The sequence below is a fragment of the Streptomyces sp. SLBN-8D4 genome, from assembly GCF_049739545.1.
Lineage (GTDB): Bacteria > Actinomycetota > Actinomycetes > Streptomycetales > Streptomycetaceae > Streptomyces > Streptomyces canus_C.
In genome coordinates, this window is sequence record NZ_JBMGQC010000001.1 from 3715997 (window position 1) to 3735797 (window position 19801).

Sequence of the window (19801 nt, forward strand, 5' to 3'; positions counted from 1 at the left end):
CTGCGAATTACGGGTGTCAGATCGTCGCCGTGTCGATCACGAACCGGTAGCGGACATCGCTGTTGACGACCCGCTCGTACGCCTCGTTGATCTCCGACGCGGCGATCAGCTCGATCTCGGCGCCGATGCCGTGCTCGGCGCAGAAGTCCAGCATCTCCTGGGTCTCGGCGATGCCGCCGATCGCCGAACCGGCGAGAATCTTGCTGCCGCCGATGAGGGAGAAGAGGTTCAGGGCGATCGGCTCCTCGGGGGCGCCGACGTTCACGAGGGCGCCGTTCGCCTTGAGGAGGCTCAGGTAGGCGCCGAAGTCGAGCGGCGCGGAGACCGTGGAGAGGATGAGGTCGAAGGAGCCTGCCAGCTCCGTGAAGGTGTTCTCGTCGCTGGTCGCGTAGTAGTGGTCGGCGCCCAGCTTCAGGCCGTCGTCCTTCTTGCGCAGGGACTGCGACAGGACGGTGACCTCGGCACCCAGCGCGTGCGCGATCTTGACGCCCATGTGGCCGAGGCCGCCCAGGCCGATCACGGCGACCTTCTTGCCGGGGCCGGCGCCCCACCTCTTCAGCGGGGAGTAGGTGGTGATGCCGGCGCACAGCAGCGGGGCGGCCTCGTCGAGGGACAGGCCCTCGGGAATGCGGACGACGTAGTTCTCGTCGACGACGACCTTCTCGGAGTAGCCGCCGTAGGTGGGCTCGCCGTCCTTGCCGAGGCCGTTGTACGTGGGGACGTTGCCCCGGACGCAGTGCTGCTCGATGCCGGCCTTGCAGTTCTCGCACTCACCGCACGAGTCGACCATGCAGCCGACGCCGACGCGGTCGCCGACCTTGTACTTGGTGACGCCGGGGCCGACCTCGGAGACGATGCCGGCGATCTCGTGGCCCGGGACCATCGGGAAGATGGCCTCGCCCCAGCCCTCACGGGCCTGGTGGATGTCGGAGTGGCAGATGCCGGCGAACTTGATGTCGATCAGGACGTCGTGCTCACGGACCGCCCGGCGCTTGATGGTGGTGCGCTCCAGGGGAGCCTTCGCGGCGGGGGCGGCGTATGCGGCGACAGTGGTCATGCCGGGGTTTCTCCTAGCGAGGGGGTGCGTGCCCGGCTGCCTTCTGTCCATCCGTCCGGGCACGTTCTCCAGAGTGCCCCACACATCACGATCCACCCAGGTCACCGCTTTGCGTACGTTCGCTGGTCCTACTACTGACGGGGACAGGATGGTGAGCGTACGACCGTGAATACTTGACGTATGGACGAGATGGCCGAGGAACTGCCCGGAAGGCGCTCACTGGACCGGCGTGCCGAGCTCAGCGAGTTCCTGCGCACCCGGCGGGCCCGGCTGAGGCCGGAGGACGTGGGGCTGCCGGACTTCGGGCGGCACCGCAGGGTGCCGGGATTGCGCCGCGAGGAGCTGGCCCAGCTGGCGGGCGTCTCCGTGGCGTACTACACCCGCCTGGAGCAGGGCAACGGGCGGAACGTCTCGGCGGAGGTCCTCGACTCGATCGCCCGTGCCCTGCGGCTCACCGACGCCGAGCACGCGCACCTGACGCATCTGGCGAAGCCGAAGGAGCACAAGAAGAAGACCACCGCGCGCACCGAGCAGGTGCGCGGGGCGATCAGGCACCTGCTGGACTCCATCGAGGTCCCGGCGTACGTCACGGGGCGCCGGTCGGACATCGTCGCCTGGAACCGGATGGCGGCGGCGGTCTTCGGGGACTGGGCGGAGCTGCCGGCGCGGGAGCGGAACTGGGCGCGGCTGATCTTCCTGCGGCCGGAGTACCAGGACCTGTTCGTGCCGTGGGACCAGAAGGCCAGTGACGTGGTCAGCTACCTCCGCATGGACGCGGGCTGCCATCCCGACGACCCCCGTCTGGCCGCCCTCGTCGGGGAGCTCTCGGTGAAGAGCGAGGAGTTCAGGCGTCTGTGGGCCATGCACGACGTCAAGGAGAAGAGCTACGGCGCCAAGCACCTGCGTCATCCGCTGGTCGGCGAACTGACCCTGCACTACGAGTCGTTCCCGCTGTCCGACGGCACCGAGCAGGTCCTGATCACCTACCACGCGGAGCCGGGCTCGCCGTCCGCCGACGCCCTGCGGCTGCTGGCGAGCTGGGGCGCGGACGCCACCCGCGCGGGTGAGTCCGCGCGCCCCTGACCCGGCGCCCGCTCAGCCCTGGTACGGCGGTGCCGCGCCCCAGTTCCACTGCGGCACCGGCTGCTCCGCGGGCGGCTTGGCGTCCGGTCCCGAGAAGTGGACCGCGAGCCGGGTGCCCCACTCCACGTAGGCGAGGAACGCCGAGCGGAACTCCGCGTCGGTGGGCAGCCCGGCCTCGTCGGCGGCGTCCTGGATGAGGTTCACCCAGCGGCGGCGCTGCTGCTCGGTGATGTCGCGGCCGAGGTGCTTGGCGACCATGTGGCCGTGGCCGCCCTGGGTCTCCGAGTAGGCGGTCGGGCCGCCGAAGACCTCCGCGAGCCACAGGGCGACATGCTCGGCGTGCTCGGGGGCCAGGCCCGCGAAGACCGGGGCCAGGAGGTCGTCGGCCAGGACCTTCTCGTAGAACACCGTGGTCAGCCGGCCGAAGGCCTCCGCGCCGCCCGCCCACGCGAACAGGGTGGGCACGGCGGCGCCCCGGCCGCGGACCGTCGTCGGTTTGTAGTGGCGCATCTCCTCGATGTTCTCGATGTACGGCCGGATCTCGGCGAGGAAGTCCGGGAACAGCTCGGACTTGCGGAAGCCCTCCAGATGGTCCTCGGTGGAGGTCCAGGTGATGCGCAGGACGAAGTGCTCGAAGTCCTCCTCGCACCGCGCCAGTTCGAAGTCGACGCACTGCGGGGCCGCCGCCAGCTGGACCGAGGCGTGGGTGTAGGCGGACAGGAACTCCGCCGAGCGGTCTTCCGGGATGCGGTAGCGGATGTACTCGACGGTTTCTGTGGTCATGCCCTCACACAAACACGGACCTCCGCCGGAAGCTCCCCCTCCACCCCGGAGTTCGCTGTCGGCTCAGTCGGAGGACCGGGTCACCCGCATCCGGGCGGTACGCAGTCCGGAGAAACCGCGGCCCGGGACGGCCGGCGGACGCAAGCGAAAGGCCCGCCGGAAGCGGTGTGCTTCCGGCGGGCCCTGCGACTACCGCTTCCTACAGGTCACTTCCCGTAGTACGCGTTGTAGATCGAGATCGTCGACTTGTTGCCCTTCTTGTCGGCGATCTTGGCGTGGAAGGAGATGGCCTTCCCCTTCGCCGGGTTCTTCACGGTGATCTTGCCGCCCGAGACCGTGACCTTCTTCCAGGTCTGGCCGTAGTCGTACGACACGTACACCGCGAGGGACTTCAGGTTGGAGCCCTTCGCGGAGCCCTCGACGGTCAACGGGATCTTGACCGTCTTACCGGCCTCGACCCTGCTGTCCAGACCCGTGGTCGCGTTGAAGCGGACCATGGAGGCGGGCAGCTTGGTGAAGTCGGCCGTCTTCTTCGACGAGAACGTCCAGCTGGCGTCGATCCGGGTGGAGGCCGCCGCGACCTTGACACTGCGCTTGACCGAGGTCGTCAGCTTGTAGTTGGCCTGGCCGGCCGGGACCTTGAAGGTCTTCTCGCCGAACAGCGGGTCGTCGTTCGAGCCGACCTTGACGCCGTTCTTGTACAGCGTGGTGGTCACCGAGGTGAACGCCGAGGAACCGGCGTGGCCACTGCCGTCCGCGAACAGCGGGAGAGAGCCGAGGATCTCGTTGCCGTCGCGGTACAGACCGAAGTCGGCGTTGAGATGCGGGCCGAAGACGGCGGTGTTGAAGGTCTTCGCGTAGGACTTGCCGCCCTGGAAGGACTGCGCGGCACCGAGCGTGTAGTACGCGTCGGCGATCGGGAAGCCGTCCGGGTCGACACCGCTGTCCTGCTCGAAGTCCATGCCCCACTTGACGCCGCTGGTGGTGGACAGGTGCAGGGTGCGTGTGCTCGGCAGGGTCTGCGGGATCGCCGTCGAGGAGCCGGAGAAGGAGCCGGGCAGCCAGCCCACGGCGTTGATGGAGCCCTTCTTGCCGCTGGCCGCGGCGCCCATGGCGACCTTGACCGTGGCCAGCTCGCTCGCCTTGTAGTGCTTGGTGTAACCGGTGGCGAACTGCTTGACCTTGCTGCCGGCGACGGTGTCGTACTGCTCGGTGGTGCCCTTGCTCCAGTGGCCGTCGAACTGCTCGGTGAGCGAACCGTCCGTCACCTGCGGGCCGAAGTGCGCGGTACGGAAGCCCGCGTACGAGTCCAGGAACCAGCCGTAGCCGAAACCGCCGTCGGCCGTGTCGACCTGGAAGCCGGGCGCGGCGAACGTCGACTTGGCTGCCGTGTCCGGCACGGTGATGTCGACCGGCTTGGCCTTGCGCGCGTCCAGCGTGATCGTCGTGTTCTTCGTGACGTTCAGCTTCGGCTGGACCATCCAGTCGGTGCCCTTGGTGGTGTCCTCCGGGTCCACGAAGTACGTGGAGTTGAGGATGTAACCGCCCTTGGGCACGCGGACGGTGACCGAGCCGTCCTCCTCGTACGGCGAGAAGAACTTGCCGTTGGCGAGGCCGGAGATGCCGGACAGGTCCGTGCTGTAGGTCTTGGCCGGCTTGCCGTCACGGTCGAGGACGTTCAGCGTGACGTCGTACGACTCGACCTCCCGCTGCACCGCCGCCGCCGTGCGGACGGTCTGGCCGCCGCCCGTCGCCGTCACGTACGCGGAGTACGCGCCGTCGAGCGTGCCGCCCAGCTTGGTGTTGACGATGACGTCGACGGAGGCCTTGCCGCCCGCCGGGACCGTCACCGTGGTGGCGCCCAGCTTGAAGAAGCCGGCCGGAGCGGCCTGCCCCTTCGGGTTGGTGGCCGTCGACGACAGCTTCAGCGTGACGTCCTTCGTACCGAGGTTGCGGTACGTCACCTGCTTGGTGACCGGCTTGTCGTCGGTGTGCGGCCACAGCTGCGTGCCGAAGCTCACCGACACCGGGTCGGCGATCACGGACTGCGTGATGGCCTTGTCGACCTGGATACGGCCCGAACCCTGCTGGAACGGCGTGTACTTGCCGCCCTTGGCGGAGCCCGTGAGGGCGCCCTTCAGCTCGGCGTAGCCCCAGTCCGGGTGCTCCTGCTTGAGGATCGCCGCCGCGCCCGCGACATGCGGGGTCGCCATCGACGTACCGGAGATGGTCAGGTAGCCGGCGGGCTTCTCGCCGACCTCCTTGTCGATGAGGCTGCCGGGAGCGGCCGCCGCGGTGATGTCCACACCCGGCGCGGTCACATCGGGCTTGATCTGCCCGTCGAGGCCGGGGCCGGTGCTGGAGAAGGAGGCCAGCTTGTCCTTGTCGTCGACCGCGCCGACGGTCAGGGCGGAGGCGGCGCTGCCCGGGGAGCCGATGGTCTGGTCGCCGAAGTCGCCCTCGTTGCCGGCGGCGATGGCGAACAGGATGCCCTTGGTCTCCGAGAGCTTGTTGACCTCGGCTTCCAGCGGGTCGATCTCCGGGGTGTCGCCGCCGCCCAGACTCAGGTTGACGACGTTGGCACCCTGCTCGGCGGCCCACTCCATGCCGGCCAGGATCTGCGAGTCGTCGCCGTAGCCGTCGTCGCTGAGCACCTTGCCGTTGAGCAGCTTGGCGCCGGGGGCCACGCCCTTGTACTTGCCGCCGGACTTCGCGCCGGTACCGGCCGCGATGGAGGCGACGTGGGTGCCGTGGCCGAACTTGTCGGTCGCGTCGGCGGAGGTGGAGAAGTTCTTCGCCGCGATCACCTGGTCCTTGAGGTCCGGGTGGGTCGCGTCGATACCGGTGTCCAGGACGGCGATCTTGACGCCCTTGCCGTCGAAGCCCTTGGCCCAGGCGGTCGGCGCGCCGATCTGCGGCACGGACTTGTCGAGGCTGGCCTTGCGGACGCCGTCGAGCCAGACGTGCGCGATGCCGGAGGCGGTCTTGTCGCCGTTGGTGACCGCGTCCCACAGCTCGGGCGCGTCCTCCTTCGGCGTCTGCACCGCGTCGGCGTTCAGGGAGGACAGGGCGTGGCGGAGGGTGCCCGCGTCCCGGACGTCGTTCTTGGCCGCGCTCGCCGCGCCCTTGTAGCCGACGATCACCTTCAGTCCCTTGCTCTGGGACTTGCGGGTGGCGGCCTTGTTGAGCTCGGTGACGTCGAACAGCCGCTGGTCGAGCTTGCCGCTCGACACCAGGCGGACGACGTCGGACGGCAGCACATAGGTGTGGCCGTCGGCCTTGCGGAGCTGCACCGGTATGTGCTCGCGGCCCTTCGCGGGCTCCAGGCCGACAACGCGGCCCTTGGCGTCCACGACGACGCGGTCACCGGTGATCAGAGTGATGCGGTGCTTGGGCGTGAGCTGCGCCTTGTTCGACTGCGAGACACTCGCGGTCTGCTGCGCATCCGCCGACGCCGGGCTGGTCATGCCCGCCGCGAGCGCTACCGCGGCCGCCGTGGCGATCGTGGCCGCGCATGCCTTTTTCACTTGTCTGCGCAAGTTTCCCCCTTGCAGAAGGACCAGGTGAATTCCCCGTTCACCCGGGCGGGGGGACAGTCGCACGCGTATACGTGCGCCCCCCGGCTCTCGCAGTATGCCGAGGGGTGATCACGACCTCAATAGACAACTCCCCCACAGCAATGTCTGTTACAAGACTGCCGGATTCAGGGGGAGTTGCGGCTGCTCGCATTCACTCTTTCAGGAGGCGGCGTTCTCCTTCACCGTGATCCTGCCCTTGCGGATCGTGGCGAGGCGGGGGGCCTTCTTCGCGATGGCGGAGTCGTGGGTGACCATGATGAAGGTCAACCCCAGCTCCTTCCACATGCGTTCGAGTACGTCCATGATCTCGTCGCGCATCGACTCGTCGAGGTTGCCGGTGGGTTCGTCGGCGAGGAGCACCTTCGGCTCCTTGACGAGGGCCCGGGCGATGGCGACGCGCTGCTGCTGTCCGCCGGACAACTCGGAGGGCAGATGCCGCAACCGCTCCCCGAGCCCGACGGAGGTGAGGGCCTCGGCCGCCCGCTCCCGCCGCTCCTTCGCCTTCACACCGAGGGGTACGAGGGCGGTCTCGACGTTCTCCTGGGCGGTGAGGGTGGGGATGAGGTTGAAGGACTGGAAGACGAAGCCGATGTTCTCGCTGCGGACCCTGGTCAGCCTGGCCTCCGACAGCTTGGCCAAGTCGGTGCCGTCCAGGACGACTTCGCCCTCCGTGGGCTTGTCCAGTGCGCCGAGCATCTGGAGGAGGGTGGACTTGCCGCCGCCGGTGGGGCCCTGGATGACGAGGCGGTCCCCGTCGGCGATGGTGAGGTCCACACCGGCGAGCGCGTCGACGGTGTCCTTGCCTCGGGAGTAGCGCTTGGTGACGCTTCTGAGTTCGTACATGGTGAGCTCCTGGGGTGGTGGGTTCGGGGTGGCGGGGTTCGGGGTGGTGCGGGTTGTGGTCGGCCGCGGGTCGGTGGGGGCTGGTCGCGCAGTTCCCCGCGCCCCTGGAGTGGGCGCGGTCACGCCGCTCGTATGCGGGACCGGCGGCGTGGGGCTGTGGTGCGGCAGAACCCGCGTGGCAACGGACAGCCGTCCCGCCACAACAGGCGTTCCACCCACCACGCGCCACCACGAGCACTCGGCCCCGGTGCGGCAGAACCCGCGCGACCGCAGGCAGCCATCCCGCCGCAGCAGGCGTTCCACCCACCACACGCCACCACGAGCAGTCCGCGGCCCCGCCGGGACGGCGCCCACCCAGCGGCAGGCAGGCATCCCCCGCCCGTAGCTGTGGGAAGCCGCGCCGCTCGGGACGGCTCGGGTGGGCGCGGCGACCCCGCCCGGCGGCCGCGTGCGGCACCCTCCCCGGCCGGCCGGAGGCCACAGCCGACGCCCGCTACTCGACTCGGCGCAACGCGTCCGCCGGTCGCAGTCGCGACGCGCGCCAGCCGCCGAACGCTCCCGCGATGAGACCGCCCGCGACCGCCAGACCCACCGCGATCGAGACCGTCGTCAGACTCACCGGGGCCGTCAGGGCCACGTCCAGGGTCTTGGCGGCCACCTGTCGGCCGGGGCCCCCGAAGCCCCCACCGCCGGGACCGCCCGCACCACCGCCGCCGCCACCGCCCAACTGCGCCTGCAGGGTGGGGCTGATGGCCGTCACGACGTACGCCCCCGCGAGACCGAGCGCGATTCCCAGCGCCCCGCCGAGCAGCCCGTTGACCATCGCCTCGCCGACGACCTGCCGGGTCACCCGCCCCGACTTCCAGCCCAGCGCCTTGAGCGTGCCGAACTCCCGCACCCGGCGCGAGACAGCGGAAGAAGTCAGCAGACCGGCCACCAGGAACGCGGCCACCAGCACCGCGATCGACAGCCACTTGCCGACATTCGTCGCGAGGGACGAGGCCGTCGACAGCGACCCCGACACCGTGTCCGCGAGATCCGCCGAGGTCGTCACCGTCGTACCCGAGATGTTCTTCTGGATCGCCGACTTGACGGAGTCGATCTTCTGGGAGTCGGTCGCCTTGACGTAGATCGTGGTGACCTTGTTCTTCGAGTCGCTGAGGGTCTGCGCCTGGGTGAGCGGGACGTAGATGTTGGCGGCCGCGTCCCCGCTGTCCGCGGTGGCGACGCCGATCACCTTGAACTTGACGCTCTTGATGGTGACGGTGGAACCGACCTTGAGCTTCTTCTCCTTGGCGTACGCGGAGTCGACGACGGCGACCTTGGCGTCCGTCTCGGTCGACGTGAACGTACGGCCGCTGGTGATCTTGGAGGAGGTCAGCGGGCCGAGGGCCGTCTTGGTGACGTCGGTGCCGAAGACGGAGTAGTTGTTGACGTCGAAGTTGGCGCCGCCACCCTGCACTTCGCCCTGGGGCTGGCCGGTGGCGCCGCCGTTCCTGCCGAAGCCGCCTTCACCGCCCCCGCTGCCGTTCTGCTGGAACTGGCCGCGCGTGAACTGGCCGTTGATCTTGATGACCTGGAGGCTCAGCCCGCCGACCGCGTCCGAGACGCCGGTCTGCCCGTCGACCTTGGTGACCGTGGCGGCGGACAGGGTCTGGAACCCCTGCACCAGCACCCGGTCGCTGCTCTGCTCCGCGTCGGACCCGTTGTCCTGCGCGTCGAACCGGAAGCGCGGCCGGTCCGAGGAACTGGCCTGCGGCTGGGCGGCCTTGGTGACCGTCATGTCGGTGCCCAGTCCGTAGAGCGACTGGAGGACCTTGTCCTGGGCCTTTCCCATGCCGGACGACACGGAACTGACCACGATGACCAGCGCGATCCCCAGCGCGAGCCCGGAGGCGACGACGAGGGCCGCCTTTCTGCGGCGGCGCAGTTCGCGCCTCAGGTAGGTGAAGAACATGGCCGCAAGCTAGGTACGGCGCGTGATGACTCCATAAGCCCCGAATAAGAGCTGCATGAGAAGGCTGTACGGAAGCCAGGGGCGAGCCCTCACACACCTGTCAAGGCGGGACGCGGGCCCGGCTCCGACGAGCGAGAACACCGGGGCGGAGCTTCAATGAGAGAGAGGTGATCCATCACCGCTCGGAGCCCGAATGGCCAAGTACCCCTTGCCGGATCCCTGACCGCGACCGACTCCCCGGCTCCTCGTGGTCCAAACGACTGTCCGCTCACGTGGCGGACCTGCAAGGACAGGTCACCAAACTGAAGTACGAGGTCGCCGAGCAGAATCCCGGCGATCTCGTAGTCGCCGAAAACGCGGAGAGGCACCTGCAAGCTGCGCGGGCAGCGCTGCGAGGGAAGGAGCGGTGGCCGGCTCGGGCCTTCCGGCGCTTCGCGGGCGGGCACGCCGACGGCGCGCTGGCGAACACGCACGAGGCCGAGGTGGCGATCCTGCGCATCGTTCCGCAGGCCGATCTGCGCTGGAGCGGGCTCACCGTGCTCGTGCAGGCACGTCTGCACCTCGATCCGCAGGACTTGCGGCTTCAGCAGCTGGAGACGGTGTTCGCCTACCAGGACGCGCGGATCGGAGCACCCGACCGTCAGTTGCTCGTCAGCACGCTGCACGCGGCCTACCAGGCCGAAGAGGCGGAGTGGGCGAAGGTGCGGAGCTTCATGCACATCGTCTGCGCGGCGACCGTCATGATGGCCCTGATCGCCATCGGGTTCGCGATATGGGCATTCCTCCAGTCAAAGGCCATCGGGACGAACTTCTCCTTCCCCGAGAATCCTGACGTCCTCGGCAAGGAACCGACCATCTGCCCGTTCGGCAAGAACAAGGCGAACCGGGAAGGTGTATGGCTCATCGAGTTCATGGGAATGCTCGGCGCCGCCCTCGCCGGAGCGGTCGCGCTGCGCAAGGTACGGGGCACCGCCGGCCCCTACTACGTGGCCACGAGCCTGCTGCTCCTGCGACTGCCCGTGGGCGCGTTGACCGCTGTCGTCGGCATCATCTTCCTCAGCGGCCGTTTCTTCCCCGGGCTCACCGCACTCGACACGTCCACCCAGATACTCATGTGGGCCGCGGCCTTCGGCGTGCTCCAGGAGACCGTGATGCAGGCCATCGACCGGCAGGGACGGGCCCTTCTGGACGTCAGGTCACCTGGTCGCGCGCCGGACGAGGACGCCGTCCAGCCCCCGCGCAAGCCTCCGCCCCCGCTCCCGGGCGCCGCGCCCGTGAAGAGCCGGGTGGCGCGTGTGGCGGCCCGGGTGAAGCGGAAGTCCTGAACAGGCCGAGAGGCGGCCGCCCGTCAGGGCGACCGCCTCTCCTGTGCTCAGGTCGAAGTGGCCGTCAGACCGCCGACCCCGCCTTCCAGTCCGCCCAGCTCAGGTTCCACCCGTTGAGGCCGTTGTCCGGGGCCACCGTCTTGTCGCCGGTGTTCTTCACGACCACCACGTCACCGACGATGGAGTTGGTGTAGAACCAGTAGCCCGCCGTGCCGGTGTCGTTGGCGCCCTTGGTGTCGGACAGGCCCACGCAGCCGTGGCTGGTGTTGACGTTGCCGAAGACGGACTTGGCACCCCAGTAGTTGCCGTGCACGAAGGTGCCGGAGTTGGTGAGCCGGATGGCGTGCGGTACGTCCTTGATGTCGTACTCGCCCTTGCCGTCGTCGTCGGTGAAGCCCACGGTCGCGCCGTTCATGCGCGTCTCCTTGAACTTCTCGGACATCACCATGATGCCTTCGTACGTCTTGTTCTCCGGGGAACCGGCGGAGATCGGGATGGTCTTGATGACCGCGCCGTTGTGCGTGATCTTCATCTGCTTGGTCTTGGCGTCGACGTACGAGACCTGGTTGCGGCCGATCTTGAACGTGACCGTCTTCTGCTGGACGCCGTAGACACCGGAGGCGCCCTCGACACCGTCGAGCGCGAGCTTCAGCGTGACGGTGGAGTTCTCCTTCCAGTACTGGTCGGGACGGCAGTCCATGCGGACGGTGGAGAACCAGTGGCAGACGACCTCCTGGCCGCTGCTGGAGGAGACCGTGATGCCCTTCTGCACGGCCGCCTTGTTGGTGATCTCCTTGTTGAAGTTGATCGACACCGGCATGCCCACGCCGACGGTCGAGCCGTCCTCGGGCGTGAAGTTGCCTATGAAGCTGTTGGCCGGGGAGACCGTCGTGAACGAGGCGTTCTCGTGGGCGACGAGCCCGTCGGAGTCCTTGGCCTCCGCGGCGACCTTGTAGGTCGTGGAGCGCTCCAGCTGGGTGCTGGGCTTCCAGCTGGTCTTGTCGGCGGACAGCTCGCCGGCCACCTTCGCGCCGTCGGTGGTCGTCATCGTCACGCCGGTGAGCGTGCCCTTGCTCACGGTGACGGCGGCGGAGTTGTTGATGGAGGCGTTGTCCGTGCCGTCCTTGGGTGTGATCTTGATCTCGGCCTGGGAGCTCTTCTTGGCCGCCGCCTCGTCGGCCTTGGCCTGTGAGGTGTCGCCGCCGCTGCCGCCCGACGACGAGTCGTCGCCACCGGAACAGGCCGAGAGCACCAGCACCCCGCCGAGCAGAGCGGACGCGACCGTCAGGCCCCTGCGCCGCTTACTGACCGTCATCACACGCTTCTCCATCGTTGCCGAATCCCAGAAATCCCGAGAGTCCCCGTCAGGAACTAAACGCTACGACCGGTTCGTCCCGTTCCACCTTCTCGGAAGGTGTGGGGCACACCACGTCCGCCGTGGCGGAAGGTGCGTCTGTCGGTCCGTGCGACCCCTGAGACGACGAAACCCCGGGCGGCGGTTGCCACCCGGGGTCACGATTTCCCCGAGCGCGCTCAGCCGACGACCTCTTCTTCCTCGTCTTCCTCGACATCATCCTCGTCAAGGTCCCAGTCCGGCGAATCCGGGTCGTAGTCGATGTGCTCGCTGCTCCAGGAAGCCTGGGCCAGTTCGACCCCCGACACCTCCCCGACCAGGTCGAACGGGTCCACGAGATACGCGAGGGCCTCCGCAGTGTCTTCCGTCACAGCGCTCTCGGCATGCGTCCGCTCGTCCTCCGGCATGTCCGGATCCTCCGCGATCCGCGCCAGCGCGGCCCGGGCGACGGCGTCCCGGTCGTCGACCTCGACGACGAGTTCCACCCGAAGCCGTACAAAACGTGATGTCTCTTCAGTGCTCATGCCCGGAGCGTAAAGCCCATCGCTCCCGTGACTTTCCCGTGACCCGCGCCTTTCACTAACATCGCCCCACACGGCCAATTCGCCAGCACCACAAGGGGATCGATATTCCGTGTCATCCGTTCGCCGTCCGTTGCTGACCGCCACCGCCGCGGGGACCCTGCTGGGTGCCCTGTGGTTCGTCCCGTCCGCCAACGCGACTCAGGACAGCCCGGCGAGAACAGAGCCGTCCCCGCAGGTCACGGCACAGGCGCGGGTCACGACCACGAGCGCGGAGACGTCCGTCGACGACACCCGTCTCGCCGACACCGGCAGCTTCGACACCACGCCGTACGTCGTCGGCGGCACCCTCTTCCTCACGCTGGGTGCGGGCTTCGTCGTCTATTCGGTACGACGGGAACGGCTGGGGTTTTAAACGGGCTTGACGTGCTCTTGACGCGGCCTTCATAGTCCGCGCATGAAGAGATCATCGACGGTGCGCACAGGTGTCAAGGCGGCCGCGGGCATGCTGTCGCTCGCGCTCGTCACGGGATGCGGCGCCGACTCGGACGACGACTCGAAGGCATCCGGGAGCCCCCGGCAGTCGGAAGCCTCCGCCTCACCGACAGCGGCCGCCGCGAAGGCGCTCGGAGCGGCCGAGCTGGAGAAGCTGCTGCTCGTCCAGAGCGACCTGCCCCGGGACAAGATCGCCGACGGCGACGACACCCTGCCGAAGTCCCGGAGCGAGCTGCAGACGGACAAGGCCGAGTGCGCCCCGCTCGCCTACGCCCTGACCGGCCTGCCCCCGGGCGACACCGACACGGGCGCGAGCAACACCGTCACATCGGAGGAGCGCGTCGGGAACTCCTTCAACGTCACCATGACCAGCGTGGGCCTGTCCTCCTACGAGGGCGACGGCGCGGCGAAGGCCCTCAAGGCCGTCTCCGACGGGATCGCCCCCTGCTCCGGCGGGTTCGCCATCACGGCCCAGGGCGAGAAGATGAAGATCACCAAGGTCGCCCCGGGCAGGGCCTCCGGCAAGGGTGACGAATCGGTGGCCTTCGTCCTGGACGCCGACATGGACGGCGAGGGCACGGGAACCTTCACCGTGGAGGCGGTACGCGTCGGCACCGTCGTCTCCACGTACTACGCGGTCGACTTCGCCTCGATGGAGAGCGGCAGGACGTCAGCCGTCCCGCTCCCGGTGCTCGACGCCCAGGTGAGAAAGCTCAAGTAGCGCTCCGGGCCCCGCCGTCGTCGCACGGCGGGGCCCGCCTCTCCTACCGCAACGGCCCGGTGACCGTCTCCACGGCCTCGACCAGCCGCCCCTCGCGCACGAACGCGTCGGCCGCGGCGAGGTCCGGCGCCAGGAACCGGTCGGGACCGGGACCCTCGACACCCGCCTTGCGTACGGCGGTGATGGCGGCCTGGGTCGCCGGCGCGGGGCTCAGGCCCTCGCGCAACTCGACGGCGCGCGAGGCGGCGTAGAGCTCGACGGCGAGGACCCGGGTGAGGTTGTCGACGGCGGTGCGCAGCTTGCGCGCGGCCGACCAGCCCATCGAGACGTGGTCCTCCTGCATCGCGGACGAGGGGATCGAGTCCGCGGACGCGGGCACGGCCAGCCGCTTCAGCTCACTGACCAGCGCGGCCTGCGTGTACTGGGCGATCATCAGCCCGGAGTCCACGCCGGCGTCGTCGGCGAGGAACGGCGGCAGTCCGTGGGACCGGTTCTTGTCGAGCAGCCGGTCGGTGCGCCGCTCGGCGATCGAGGCGAGATCGGCGACGGCGATGGCGAGGAAGTCGAGCACATAAGCCACCGGCGCCCCGTGGAAGTTGCCGTTGGACTCCACCCGGCCGTCAGGCAGCACGACGGGGTTGTCGACGGCCGACGCCAACTCCCTTTCCGCCACCAGCCGGGCATGGGCCATGGTGTCCCGCCCGGCCCCGGCGACCTGCGGGGCGCAGCGCACGGAGTAGGCGTCCTGAACACGGGGTGCGTCGTCCTGATGGTGCCCCGTGAGCTCCGAACCCTCCAGCACGGCCAGCATGTTGGCGGCCGAGGCGCCCTGCCCCGGATGCGGCCGGATGGCGTGCAGCTCGGGCGCGAGCACCTTGTCGGTACCGAGCAGCGCCTCAAGGCTCAACGCGGCAGTGATGTCGGCGGACTTGTAGAGCATGTCCAGGTCGGCGAGCGCCATGACCAGCATGCCGAGCATGCCGTCGGTGCCGTTGAGAAGGGCGAGCCCTTCCTTCTCCCGCAGTTCGACGGGCGCGATCCCGTGCTCGGCGAGCAGCTCACCGGCCGGCCGCACGGCCCCGTCCGGCCCTTCGGCGTCCCCCTCCCCCATGAGGGTGAGGGCACAGTGCGAGAGCGGCGCGAGATCACCGGAGCAGCCGAGCGACCCGTACTCGTGCACGACCGGCGTGATCCCGGCGTTGAGCACGTCGGCCATGGTCTGCGCGACCTCGGGCCGCACGCCCGTCCGCCCCGAGCAGACGGTCTTCAGCCGCAGGAACATCAGCGCCCGTACGACCTCCCGCTCGACCCGCGGCCCCATTCCCGCGGCGTGCGAGCGGACGATGTTGCGCTGCAGCCGGGCCCGGAGCTCCGGGCTGATGTGCCGGGTCGCGAGAGCACCGAAGCCGGTGCTGACGCCGTAGACGGGCTCGGGCCTGGCCGCGAGGGCGTCCACGATCCCGCGGGCCGCGGCGAGAGCGGCGACGGCCTCCCCGGACAGCTCGATACGGGCACCGTCCCGCGCCACGGCAAGGACGTCGGACGCGGTGACCCCGGACGTCCCCACCACCACAGTGTGCATATCCATATTCAGGAGCGTACGCACTGAATTCCATGATGTCACTACTGGGCAGGGGTTACGCCCCTTACAAGTACGGCCCCCTAGGGTTGCCGACCCCGGAACGTCCGCCGCTCACCCGCCTGCCCCGACGGAGCCGCGTCGGCCAGCCGTACGACGGGATCGTCGGGCCCACCCCGCCCCGCGACGACGGGACGTTCAGCCCGCTCGGCCTTGGCCCGGTACTGCGCGGCATCGGCGAGCCGAAAGAGCCGCCGGGCGGACCGGACGGGCCCGATGGGGTCCGCGGTGGAGGCGACCCCGCACGCCACCCCCTCCCCCAGCTCCAGCTCCCCGGCCCGCCGGCAGAGCTCGTCGGCGGCCCTGACGACGTCGTCGGCGGACGGCCCGACGGCGAGCAGACAGAACTCGTCCCCGCCGAGGCGGGCGGCCAGAGCCCCCGGCAGCATGGCCCCGCACAGCGACAGCACCGACCCGAAGCGCTCCAGCAGCCGGTCGCCCACGGCATGCCCACGGGTGTCGTTGACCCGCTTCAACCCGTTCAGGTCACACACCACGAGGCTGACGACGACCCCGTCCCTCTTGTGCCGGTCGACGGCCTCGTCGAGCCGCGCGTCGACGGCACGGCGATTGGCGAGCCCGGTCAGCGCGTCCGTGAACGCCAGGCGTCTCGCCTCCTCCAGCCGCTCCGCCTGGGCGATCCCGGCGGCGACGACGGCGGCCAGGACGGTGGCGAAGTCGGCGTCCTCCCGCCCGAAGACGGGGGCACCGGTGGGCCGGGCCACATACAGCTCGCCCCACGCCCGCCCGTTCAGCACGATCGGGGCGACGACACAGCTCCCCCGCCCCCTCCTGCGGAGCGCGGCGACCCGCTGATGCACATATCCGGGCCGCCCCCCGGCCGCCGGGCCCTCCGCCGTCTCGACCCACGCGTTGGGCTCGCCGCCCCCGGCCCACCGCTCGTGCAGAAACTCGGTGATCTCCGGGAACTGGTGCACCGGGTAGGCCTCCCCCTCGGGGAACTCCTCCTCACCGGCCGCCCGCTCCCCCACGTTCACCAGCACCCTGAGCCGCCCGAGCTCCCGCTCCCACACGGACAACGCGGCGAAACTCCCCCCGAGCGCATGGCACGCCCCAGCGGCGGCGGCCCGCCACGCCTCCCGCGAGCCGTGCGCCGCGGCCATGCCCTGAGCCAACGCGACGACCGCGGCCAGCCGGATGTCCTCACCCATCAGTCCAGGTTAGGGAGGATTTGAGCGGGTGCCGGGGTGCGGTTGCGCCGTTCGAGCACGCGGACAGCTGCGCTGGGCTTGGGCGGGGCGCCTAGGGAGTGCCGGGTTCGGTTGTGTGGCGACTGCGGGCCGGTGGGGGCTGGTCGCGCAGTTCCCCGCGCCCCTGGGTGGGTGCAGTCACGTGCACCGCGATGGGCCGTTGGCCGCGTACGGCGGGCAGGGGACGGGGTGGGGGGTGTCCGCCCGCAGCGGCCGGCGTCCGTTACCGAGCACAGCTGAAGCAGCCGAGCCGCCGGACCGAGGACGGACACCCCCCACCCCGGCCCCGACCCCACACCACACCGCACGCGCTACACAAGCCCCCACCGAACCCGCAGCTGCGCCGCAGGCATCAGGGGCGCGGGGAACTGCGCAAAACGCCCGCCCCCACACACCCGCACCCGCACCCGCACCCGCACCCGCACCCGCACAAGACCCCGCCCAACCGCCGGAGGCAACCGTCACTGCCCAGGCCACCGAGCCACCCGCCGCTCATTGAACGCCGCCACCCCCTCCGCCCGGTCCCCCGAGAACGCCACCGCCCGCCACGCCGCGTCCTCCACCTCCAGCCCGGCCCGCAGATCCAGACCCTGCCCGAGCCGCAGCGCACGCTTCGCCGCCCGCAGCCCCACCGGCGAGTTCGCGGCGATACGAGCCGCCAGCGACAGCGCCTCCGCCCGGTCCTCCCCAGCCTCCACCAGCTGATCCACCAGCCCCAGCCGATGCGCCTCCTCCGCCTCCACCCGCCGCGCCGTGAAGATCAGCTCCGCGGCCCGGGCCGCCCCCACCCGCCGCGGCAGCAACTGCGTCCCCCCGCCCCCGGGGATCACCCCCACCGACACCTCCGGCAACCCCACCACCGCCGTACGGTCGGCCACGATCAGATCGCACGACAGCGCCATCTCGAACCCCCCGCCCAGCGCGAACCCGTGCACCGCGGCGATCGTGGGCACGGGCAGCTCCAGCACCCCCGTGTACGCCCCCCGGGACACCGGCCGCTGCCGCAGCAGATCCGCGTCACTGAAGGAGTTCCGCTCCTTCAGATCGGCCCCCACACAGAAGGCCCGCTCATGCGTGGAGGTCAGCACGACAACCCGTACCGTCCCGTCACCCCCCAGCGCGGAACAGGCGGCGGCGACGGACCGCGCCATCTCCGTGGAGACCGCGTTCATCGCCTTGGGCCGGTCGAGGACCAACTCGGCGACTTCCCCCTCCTCGTGCCGCCTCACCAGCACGAACTCCCCGAACCGCTCCTCGCCCATGACACCCTCCCGGTTAACGTGGGTTAACAAGAACGCTCCGATCATCGCAGCCCGGTCCCCACCGCGAAAGGTTCCCGCCCAAGTCACCCGACACCCCGTTCGAGTGACATCCCGCCCAACTCCCCACCCACCGCTCACGGCAGCGCATAACGTGCGCCCCGCCATGGCGCACAGGGGGCGCAGGCACCCAGGGGAGGAAGCATGACGGCGACGATGACGACGACAGGACTGGCGGAGGACGGCGGTACCCGCCTGTTCGGACCGCGCGGCCGCCACCGCAAGCCCCGCCCCCGCAAGGTCCTGCTCGCCGCGGGCGGCCTCGCCCTGGCCGCGGGCGCCCTGAGCCTCGTACGGCTGACCCCGGACGCGGGAGTGGGCGGCTTCGGCGCGACGGAGACGGACCCGCAGGCCGCCCCAGGAGCGGACACGGACATCGACCCCGGCACCGGCACGGACCGCGCGACGAACGCCGCCGCGACCGTCGGTTCACTCCCCCGGACGAGCCCGTCGTCGCCCGCGGCGATGGGCGGGATCACCGCGCCCCCCGCACCGGGCACCTCTTTGGCCCCGGCCCAGGCCCGGCCCCAGGCAGGGTCCGCGACCGCCGTACCCCTGCCCCTCGCGGCGGCTCCCACGACGATCCCGGACGCACCGAACGACCGGGCCGAGGCGCCGGCCCCCACGGCGACCACCGGGCCCCACGCCCCGGCGACGACCCCCGCCCCGCAACCGGCCCGGACCACTCCTCCGCCGGCCTCGACACCCACGCCCCGGCCCACGCACTCGGCACAGCCCGCGCCGGGCCTGTGCGTGCCGGTCATCGGTCTGTGCGTGCGGCAGGGTGCCTAGGAAGGGGGCACGTCCCTGCGGGTCAGCAGCCAGGGCTCGACGACGCCGAGGCCACGCACCGGCCGCTGCCACATCGGCTGGAGCGCGAAGCGGTAGGTCGGCGGCTCCTCGCCCTCCTTCTCGGCGGTGGCCGCGGCCTCGGCCGCCTCCGCCTCGGAGGCGGGCGCCTCGCCGTGCCGGATCAGCTCCTCGGCGAAGGCGCTGTCGACGAGGACGGCGTCCCGGGGAGCTATCGAGGTCAGCCGGGAGGCGAGGTTCACCGTCGTGCCGAAGACATCGCCCATACGGGTGGTCACCGTGCCGAAGGCGATGCCGACGCGCAGCTCGGGCATGGTCTCGTCGTTCGCCATGGTCTCGATCAGGCGCAGCGCGATCTCGGCGGCGACGGCCGCGTCGTCGGCAGCGAACAGAACCTCGTCGCCGAGGGTCTTGATGAGCCGCCCGCCCCGCGCCGCCACGAGATCCGCGGCGGTGGTCTCGAAGGCCTCGACGAGTTCGCCGAGCTCCTCCTCCTCCATACGGCGGGTCAGCCGGGTGAACCCGACGAGGTCGGCGAAGCCGACGCACAGCCGCCGGTCGACCATCTCCTCGTCGTCGGCGGCCTGCACGACCCGCCCCGCCGAGGCCGAGAGCTGGCGGCGCCAGACGTAGACCAGGAACTCCTCCAGCTCGGGCAGGAGCAGCTCGATGATCGGGTACGTCACCTCGGTGCGCGTCATGCCCGGTTCCGGGGGGTCGGTCAGGCCCTCCAGGAAGGAGTCGATCTGCCACTCGGCGAGCCGGGCGGTGGTCTGCCCGGTGGACCGCGCCACCTGTACGGCCATGGCCTCGCTCAGCAGCCCCGCCTCGACGAGACCCGCGAGCCGGCGCAGCGCGAGGACGTCCGCCTCGGTGAACGCCTTGGCCTGGCCGACGTCGGCGAAGCCCATCGCCCGCCAGAAGCGGGTGGCCAGCTCCATGGAGACGCCGGCGGTGCGGGCCGCCTGAAAGGGGGTGTAGCGCCGCTCGGCGCCGAGGATGAGCTGTTCGAGACGCACGGCGAGCGGGTGCGGGGGCACGTCCGCGCCGGAGCCCGTGTCGTCTGCGGTCACGCCTGCTGCCCTTCCGATCTGTCACGGTCAGG

16 protein-coding genes are annotated in these 19801 nt (G+C 70.2%); 5 read left to right on the forward strand and 11 right to left on the reverse strand.

Translation table 11 applies throughout. The features are described from left to right. Positions 1 to 16: 16 nt before the first annotated feature. Positions 17 to 1057 carry an NAD(P)-dependent alcohol dehydrogenase gene (locus RKD20_RS16495; RefSeq protein WP_424878393.1) on the reverse strand — a complete coding sequence of 347 codons (1041 nt, stop codon included), beginning with the start codon at positions 1055 to 1057 and terminating at the stop codon, positions 17 to 19. Positions 1058 to 1237: 180 nt separating this feature from the next. Between RKD20_RS16495 and RKD20_RS16500 the strand changes: the two genes are divergently transcribed. Beyond that, the gene (locus RKD20_RS16500; protein WP_424878394.1) at positions 1238 to 2140 is read left to right on the forward strand and encodes a helix-turn-helix domain-containing protein; all 903 of its coding nucleotides are present in this window, start codon (positions 1238 to 1240) and stop codon (positions 2138 to 2140) included. Positions 2141 to 2152: 12 nt separating this feature from the next. On the opposite strand, the gene RKD20_RS16505 is transcribed toward RKD20_RS16500, so the two are convergent. The 4 genes from RKD20_RS16505 to RKD20_RS16520 all read right to left on the reverse strand — a co-directional run bounded on the left by RKD20_RS16505 (position 2153) and on the right by RKD20_RS16520 (position 9301). Continuing rightward, positions 2153 to 2923 carry a group II truncated hemoglobin gene (locus tag RKD20_RS16505; protein ID WP_424878395.1) on the reverse strand — a complete coding sequence of 257 codons (771 nt, stop codon included), beginning with the start codon at positions 2921 to 2923 and terminating at the stop codon, positions 2153 to 2155. Positions 2924 to 3129: 206 nt separating this feature from the next. After that, the gene (locus RKD20_RS16510) at positions 3130 to 6450 is read right to left on the reverse strand and encodes a S8 family peptidase (protein WP_424883233.1); all 3321 of its coding nucleotides are present in this window, start codon (positions 6448 to 6450) and stop codon (positions 3130 to 3132) included. Between the two features lie 210 nt (positions 6451 to 6660). Continuing rightward, positions 6661 to 7344 carry an ABC transporter ATP-binding protein gene (locus tag RKD20_RS16515; protein WP_020118486.1) on the reverse strand — a complete coding sequence of 228 codons (684 nt, stop codon included), beginning with the start codon at positions 7342 to 7344 and terminating at the stop codon, positions 6661 to 6663. Positions 7345 to 7837: 493 nt separating this feature from the next. Then, a complete protein-coding gene (locus tag RKD20_RS16520) occupies positions 7838 to 9301 on the reverse strand; it encodes an ABC transporter permease (protein WP_424878396.1) in 1464 nt (487 codons plus the stop codon). A gap of 272 nt (positions 9302 to 9573) precedes the next feature. On the opposite strand from RKD20_RS16520, the gene RKD20_RS16525 reads away from it, so the two are divergent. After that, the gene (locus tag RKD20_RS16525; RefSeq protein ID WP_424878397.1) at positions 9574 to 10626 is read left to right on the forward strand and encodes a hypothetical protein; all 1053 of its coding nucleotides are present in this window, start codon (positions 9574 to 9576) and stop codon (positions 10624 to 10626) included. 64 nt (positions 10627 to 10690) lie between these two features. On the opposite strand, the gene RKD20_RS16530 is transcribed toward RKD20_RS16525, so the two are convergent. Beyond that, positions 10691 to 11956 carry a L,D-transpeptidase gene (locus RKD20_RS16530; RefSeq protein ID WP_424878398.1) on the reverse strand — a complete coding sequence of 422 codons (1266 nt, stop codon included), beginning with the start codon at positions 11954 to 11956 and terminating at the stop codon, positions 10691 to 10693. 203 nt (positions 11957 to 12159) lie between these two features. Further along, positions 12160 to 12504, reverse strand: coding sequence for a hypothetical protein (locus RKD20_RS16535; protein WP_424878399.1), 345 nt, complete (start codon positions 12502 to 12504; stop codon positions 12160 to 12162). Between the two features lie 130 nt (positions 12505 to 12634). Here RKD20_RS16535 and RKD20_RS16540 point away from each other — a divergent pair, with 130 nt between their 5' ends. Both RKD20_RS16540 and RKD20_RS16545 read left to right on the forward strand, forming a co-directional pair. Then, complete coding sequence (locus tag RKD20_RS16540; RefSeq protein ID WP_266568632.1) at positions 12635 to 12916, forward strand: LPXTG cell wall anchor domain-containing protein; 282 nt, start codon at positions 12635 to 12637, stop codon at positions 12914 to 12916. A gap of 42 nt (positions 12917 to 12958) precedes the next feature. Further along, positions 12959 to 13717: a hypothetical protein gene (locus RKD20_RS16545; RefSeq protein WP_424878400.1), complete on the forward strand. Its 759-nt coding sequence runs from the start codon at positions 12959 to 12961 to the stop codon at positions 13715 to 13717. 43 nt (positions 13718 to 13760) lie between these two features. Here RKD20_RS16545 and hutH read toward each other — a convergent pair whose 3' ends face one another. The 3 genes from hutH to RKD20_RS16560 all read right to left on the reverse strand — a co-directional run bounded on the left by hutH (position 13761) and on the right by RKD20_RS16560 (position 17829). Next, on the reverse strand, positions 13761 to 15299 hold the full coding sequence (gene hutH, locus RKD20_RS16550; protein WP_424883234.1) for a histidine ammonia-lyase: 1539 nt from the start codon (positions 15297 to 15299) through the stop codon (positions 13761 to 13763). Positions 15300 to 15379: 80 nt separating this feature from the next. Then, entirely contained in the window at positions 15380 to 16528 is a 1149-nt protein-coding gene (locus tag RKD20_RS16555; protein ID WP_424878401.1) for a diguanylate cyclase domain-containing protein, read from the reverse strand. A gap of 500 nt (positions 16529 to 17028) precedes the next feature. Next, positions 17029 to 17829, reverse strand: a complete 801-nt coding sequence (locus RKD20_RS16560; RefSeq protein ID WP_028807830.1) for an enoyl-CoA hydratase/isomerase family protein — start codon at positions 17827 to 17829, stop codon at positions 17029 to 17031. Between the two features lie 201 nt (positions 17830 to 18030). On the opposite strand from RKD20_RS16560, the gene RKD20_RS16565 reads away from it, so the two are divergent. After that, on the forward strand, positions 18031 to 18678 hold the full coding sequence (locus RKD20_RS16565) for a hypothetical protein (protein ID WP_424878402.1): 648 nt from the start codon (positions 18031 to 18033) through the stop codon (positions 18676 to 18678). Here the strand turns inward: RKD20_RS16565 and RKD20_RS16570 are convergent. After that, on the reverse strand, positions 18675 to 19769 hold the full coding sequence (locus RKD20_RS16570; RefSeq protein ID WP_424878403.1) for an adenylate/guanylate cyclase domain-containing protein: 1095 nt from the start codon (positions 19767 to 19769) through the stop codon (positions 18675 to 18677). The genes RKD20_RS16565 and RKD20_RS16570 overlap by 4 nt on opposite strands. Between the last annotated feature and the right edge of the window lie 32 nt (positions 19770 to 19801).

Bases quoted from the DNA above. Each gene is read 5' to 3' on its own strand.
- RKD20_RS16560 (WP_028807830.1), bottom strand. From the start codon at position 17,829: ATGGGCGAGGAGCGGTTCGGGGAGTTCGTGCTGGTGAGGCGGCACGAG.
- RKD20_RS16535 (WP_424878399.1), bottom strand. From the start codon at position 12,504: ATGAGCACTGAAGAGACATCACGTTTTGTACGGCTTCGGGTGGAACTC.
- RKD20_RS16515 (WP_020118486.1), bottom strand. From the start codon at position 7,344: ATGTACGAACTCAGAAGCGTCACCAAGCGCTACTCCCGAGGCAAGGAC.
- RKD20_RS16505 (WP_424878395.1), bottom strand. From the start codon at position 2,923: ATGACCACAGAAACCGTCGAGTACATCCGCTACCGCATCCCGGAAGAC.
- RKD20_RS16520 (WP_424878396.1), bottom strand. From the start codon at position 9,301: ATGTTCTTCACCTACCTGAGGCGCGAACTGCGCCGCCGCAGAAAGGCG.
- RKD20_RS16545 (WP_424878400.1), top strand. From the start codon at position 12,959: ATGAAGAGATCATCGACGGTGCGCACAGGTGTCAAGGCGGCCGCGGGC.
- RKD20_RS16565 (WP_424878402.1), top strand. From the start codon at position 18,031: ATGACGGCGACGATGACGACGACAGGACTGGCGGAGGACGGCGGTACC.
- hutH (WP_424883234.1), bottom strand. From the start codon at position 15,299: ATGCACACTGTGGTGGTGGGGACGTCCGGGGTCACCGCGTCCGACGTC.
- RKD20_RS16555 (WP_424878401.1), bottom strand. From the start codon at position 16,528: ATGGGTGAGGACATCCGGCTGGCCGCGGTCGTCGCGTTGGCTCAGGGC.
- RKD20_RS16495 (WP_424878393.1), bottom strand. From the start codon at position 1,057: ATGACCACTGTCGCCGCATACGCCGCCCCCGCCGCGAAGGCTCCCCTG.
- RKD20_RS16500 (WP_424878394.1), top strand. From the start codon at position 1,238: ATGGACGAGATGGCCGAGGAACTGCCCGGAAGGCGCTCACTGGACCGG.
- RKD20_RS16530 (WP_424878398.1), bottom strand. From the start codon at position 11,956: ATGGAGAAGCGTGTGATGACGGTCAGTAAGCGGCGCAGGGGCCTGACG.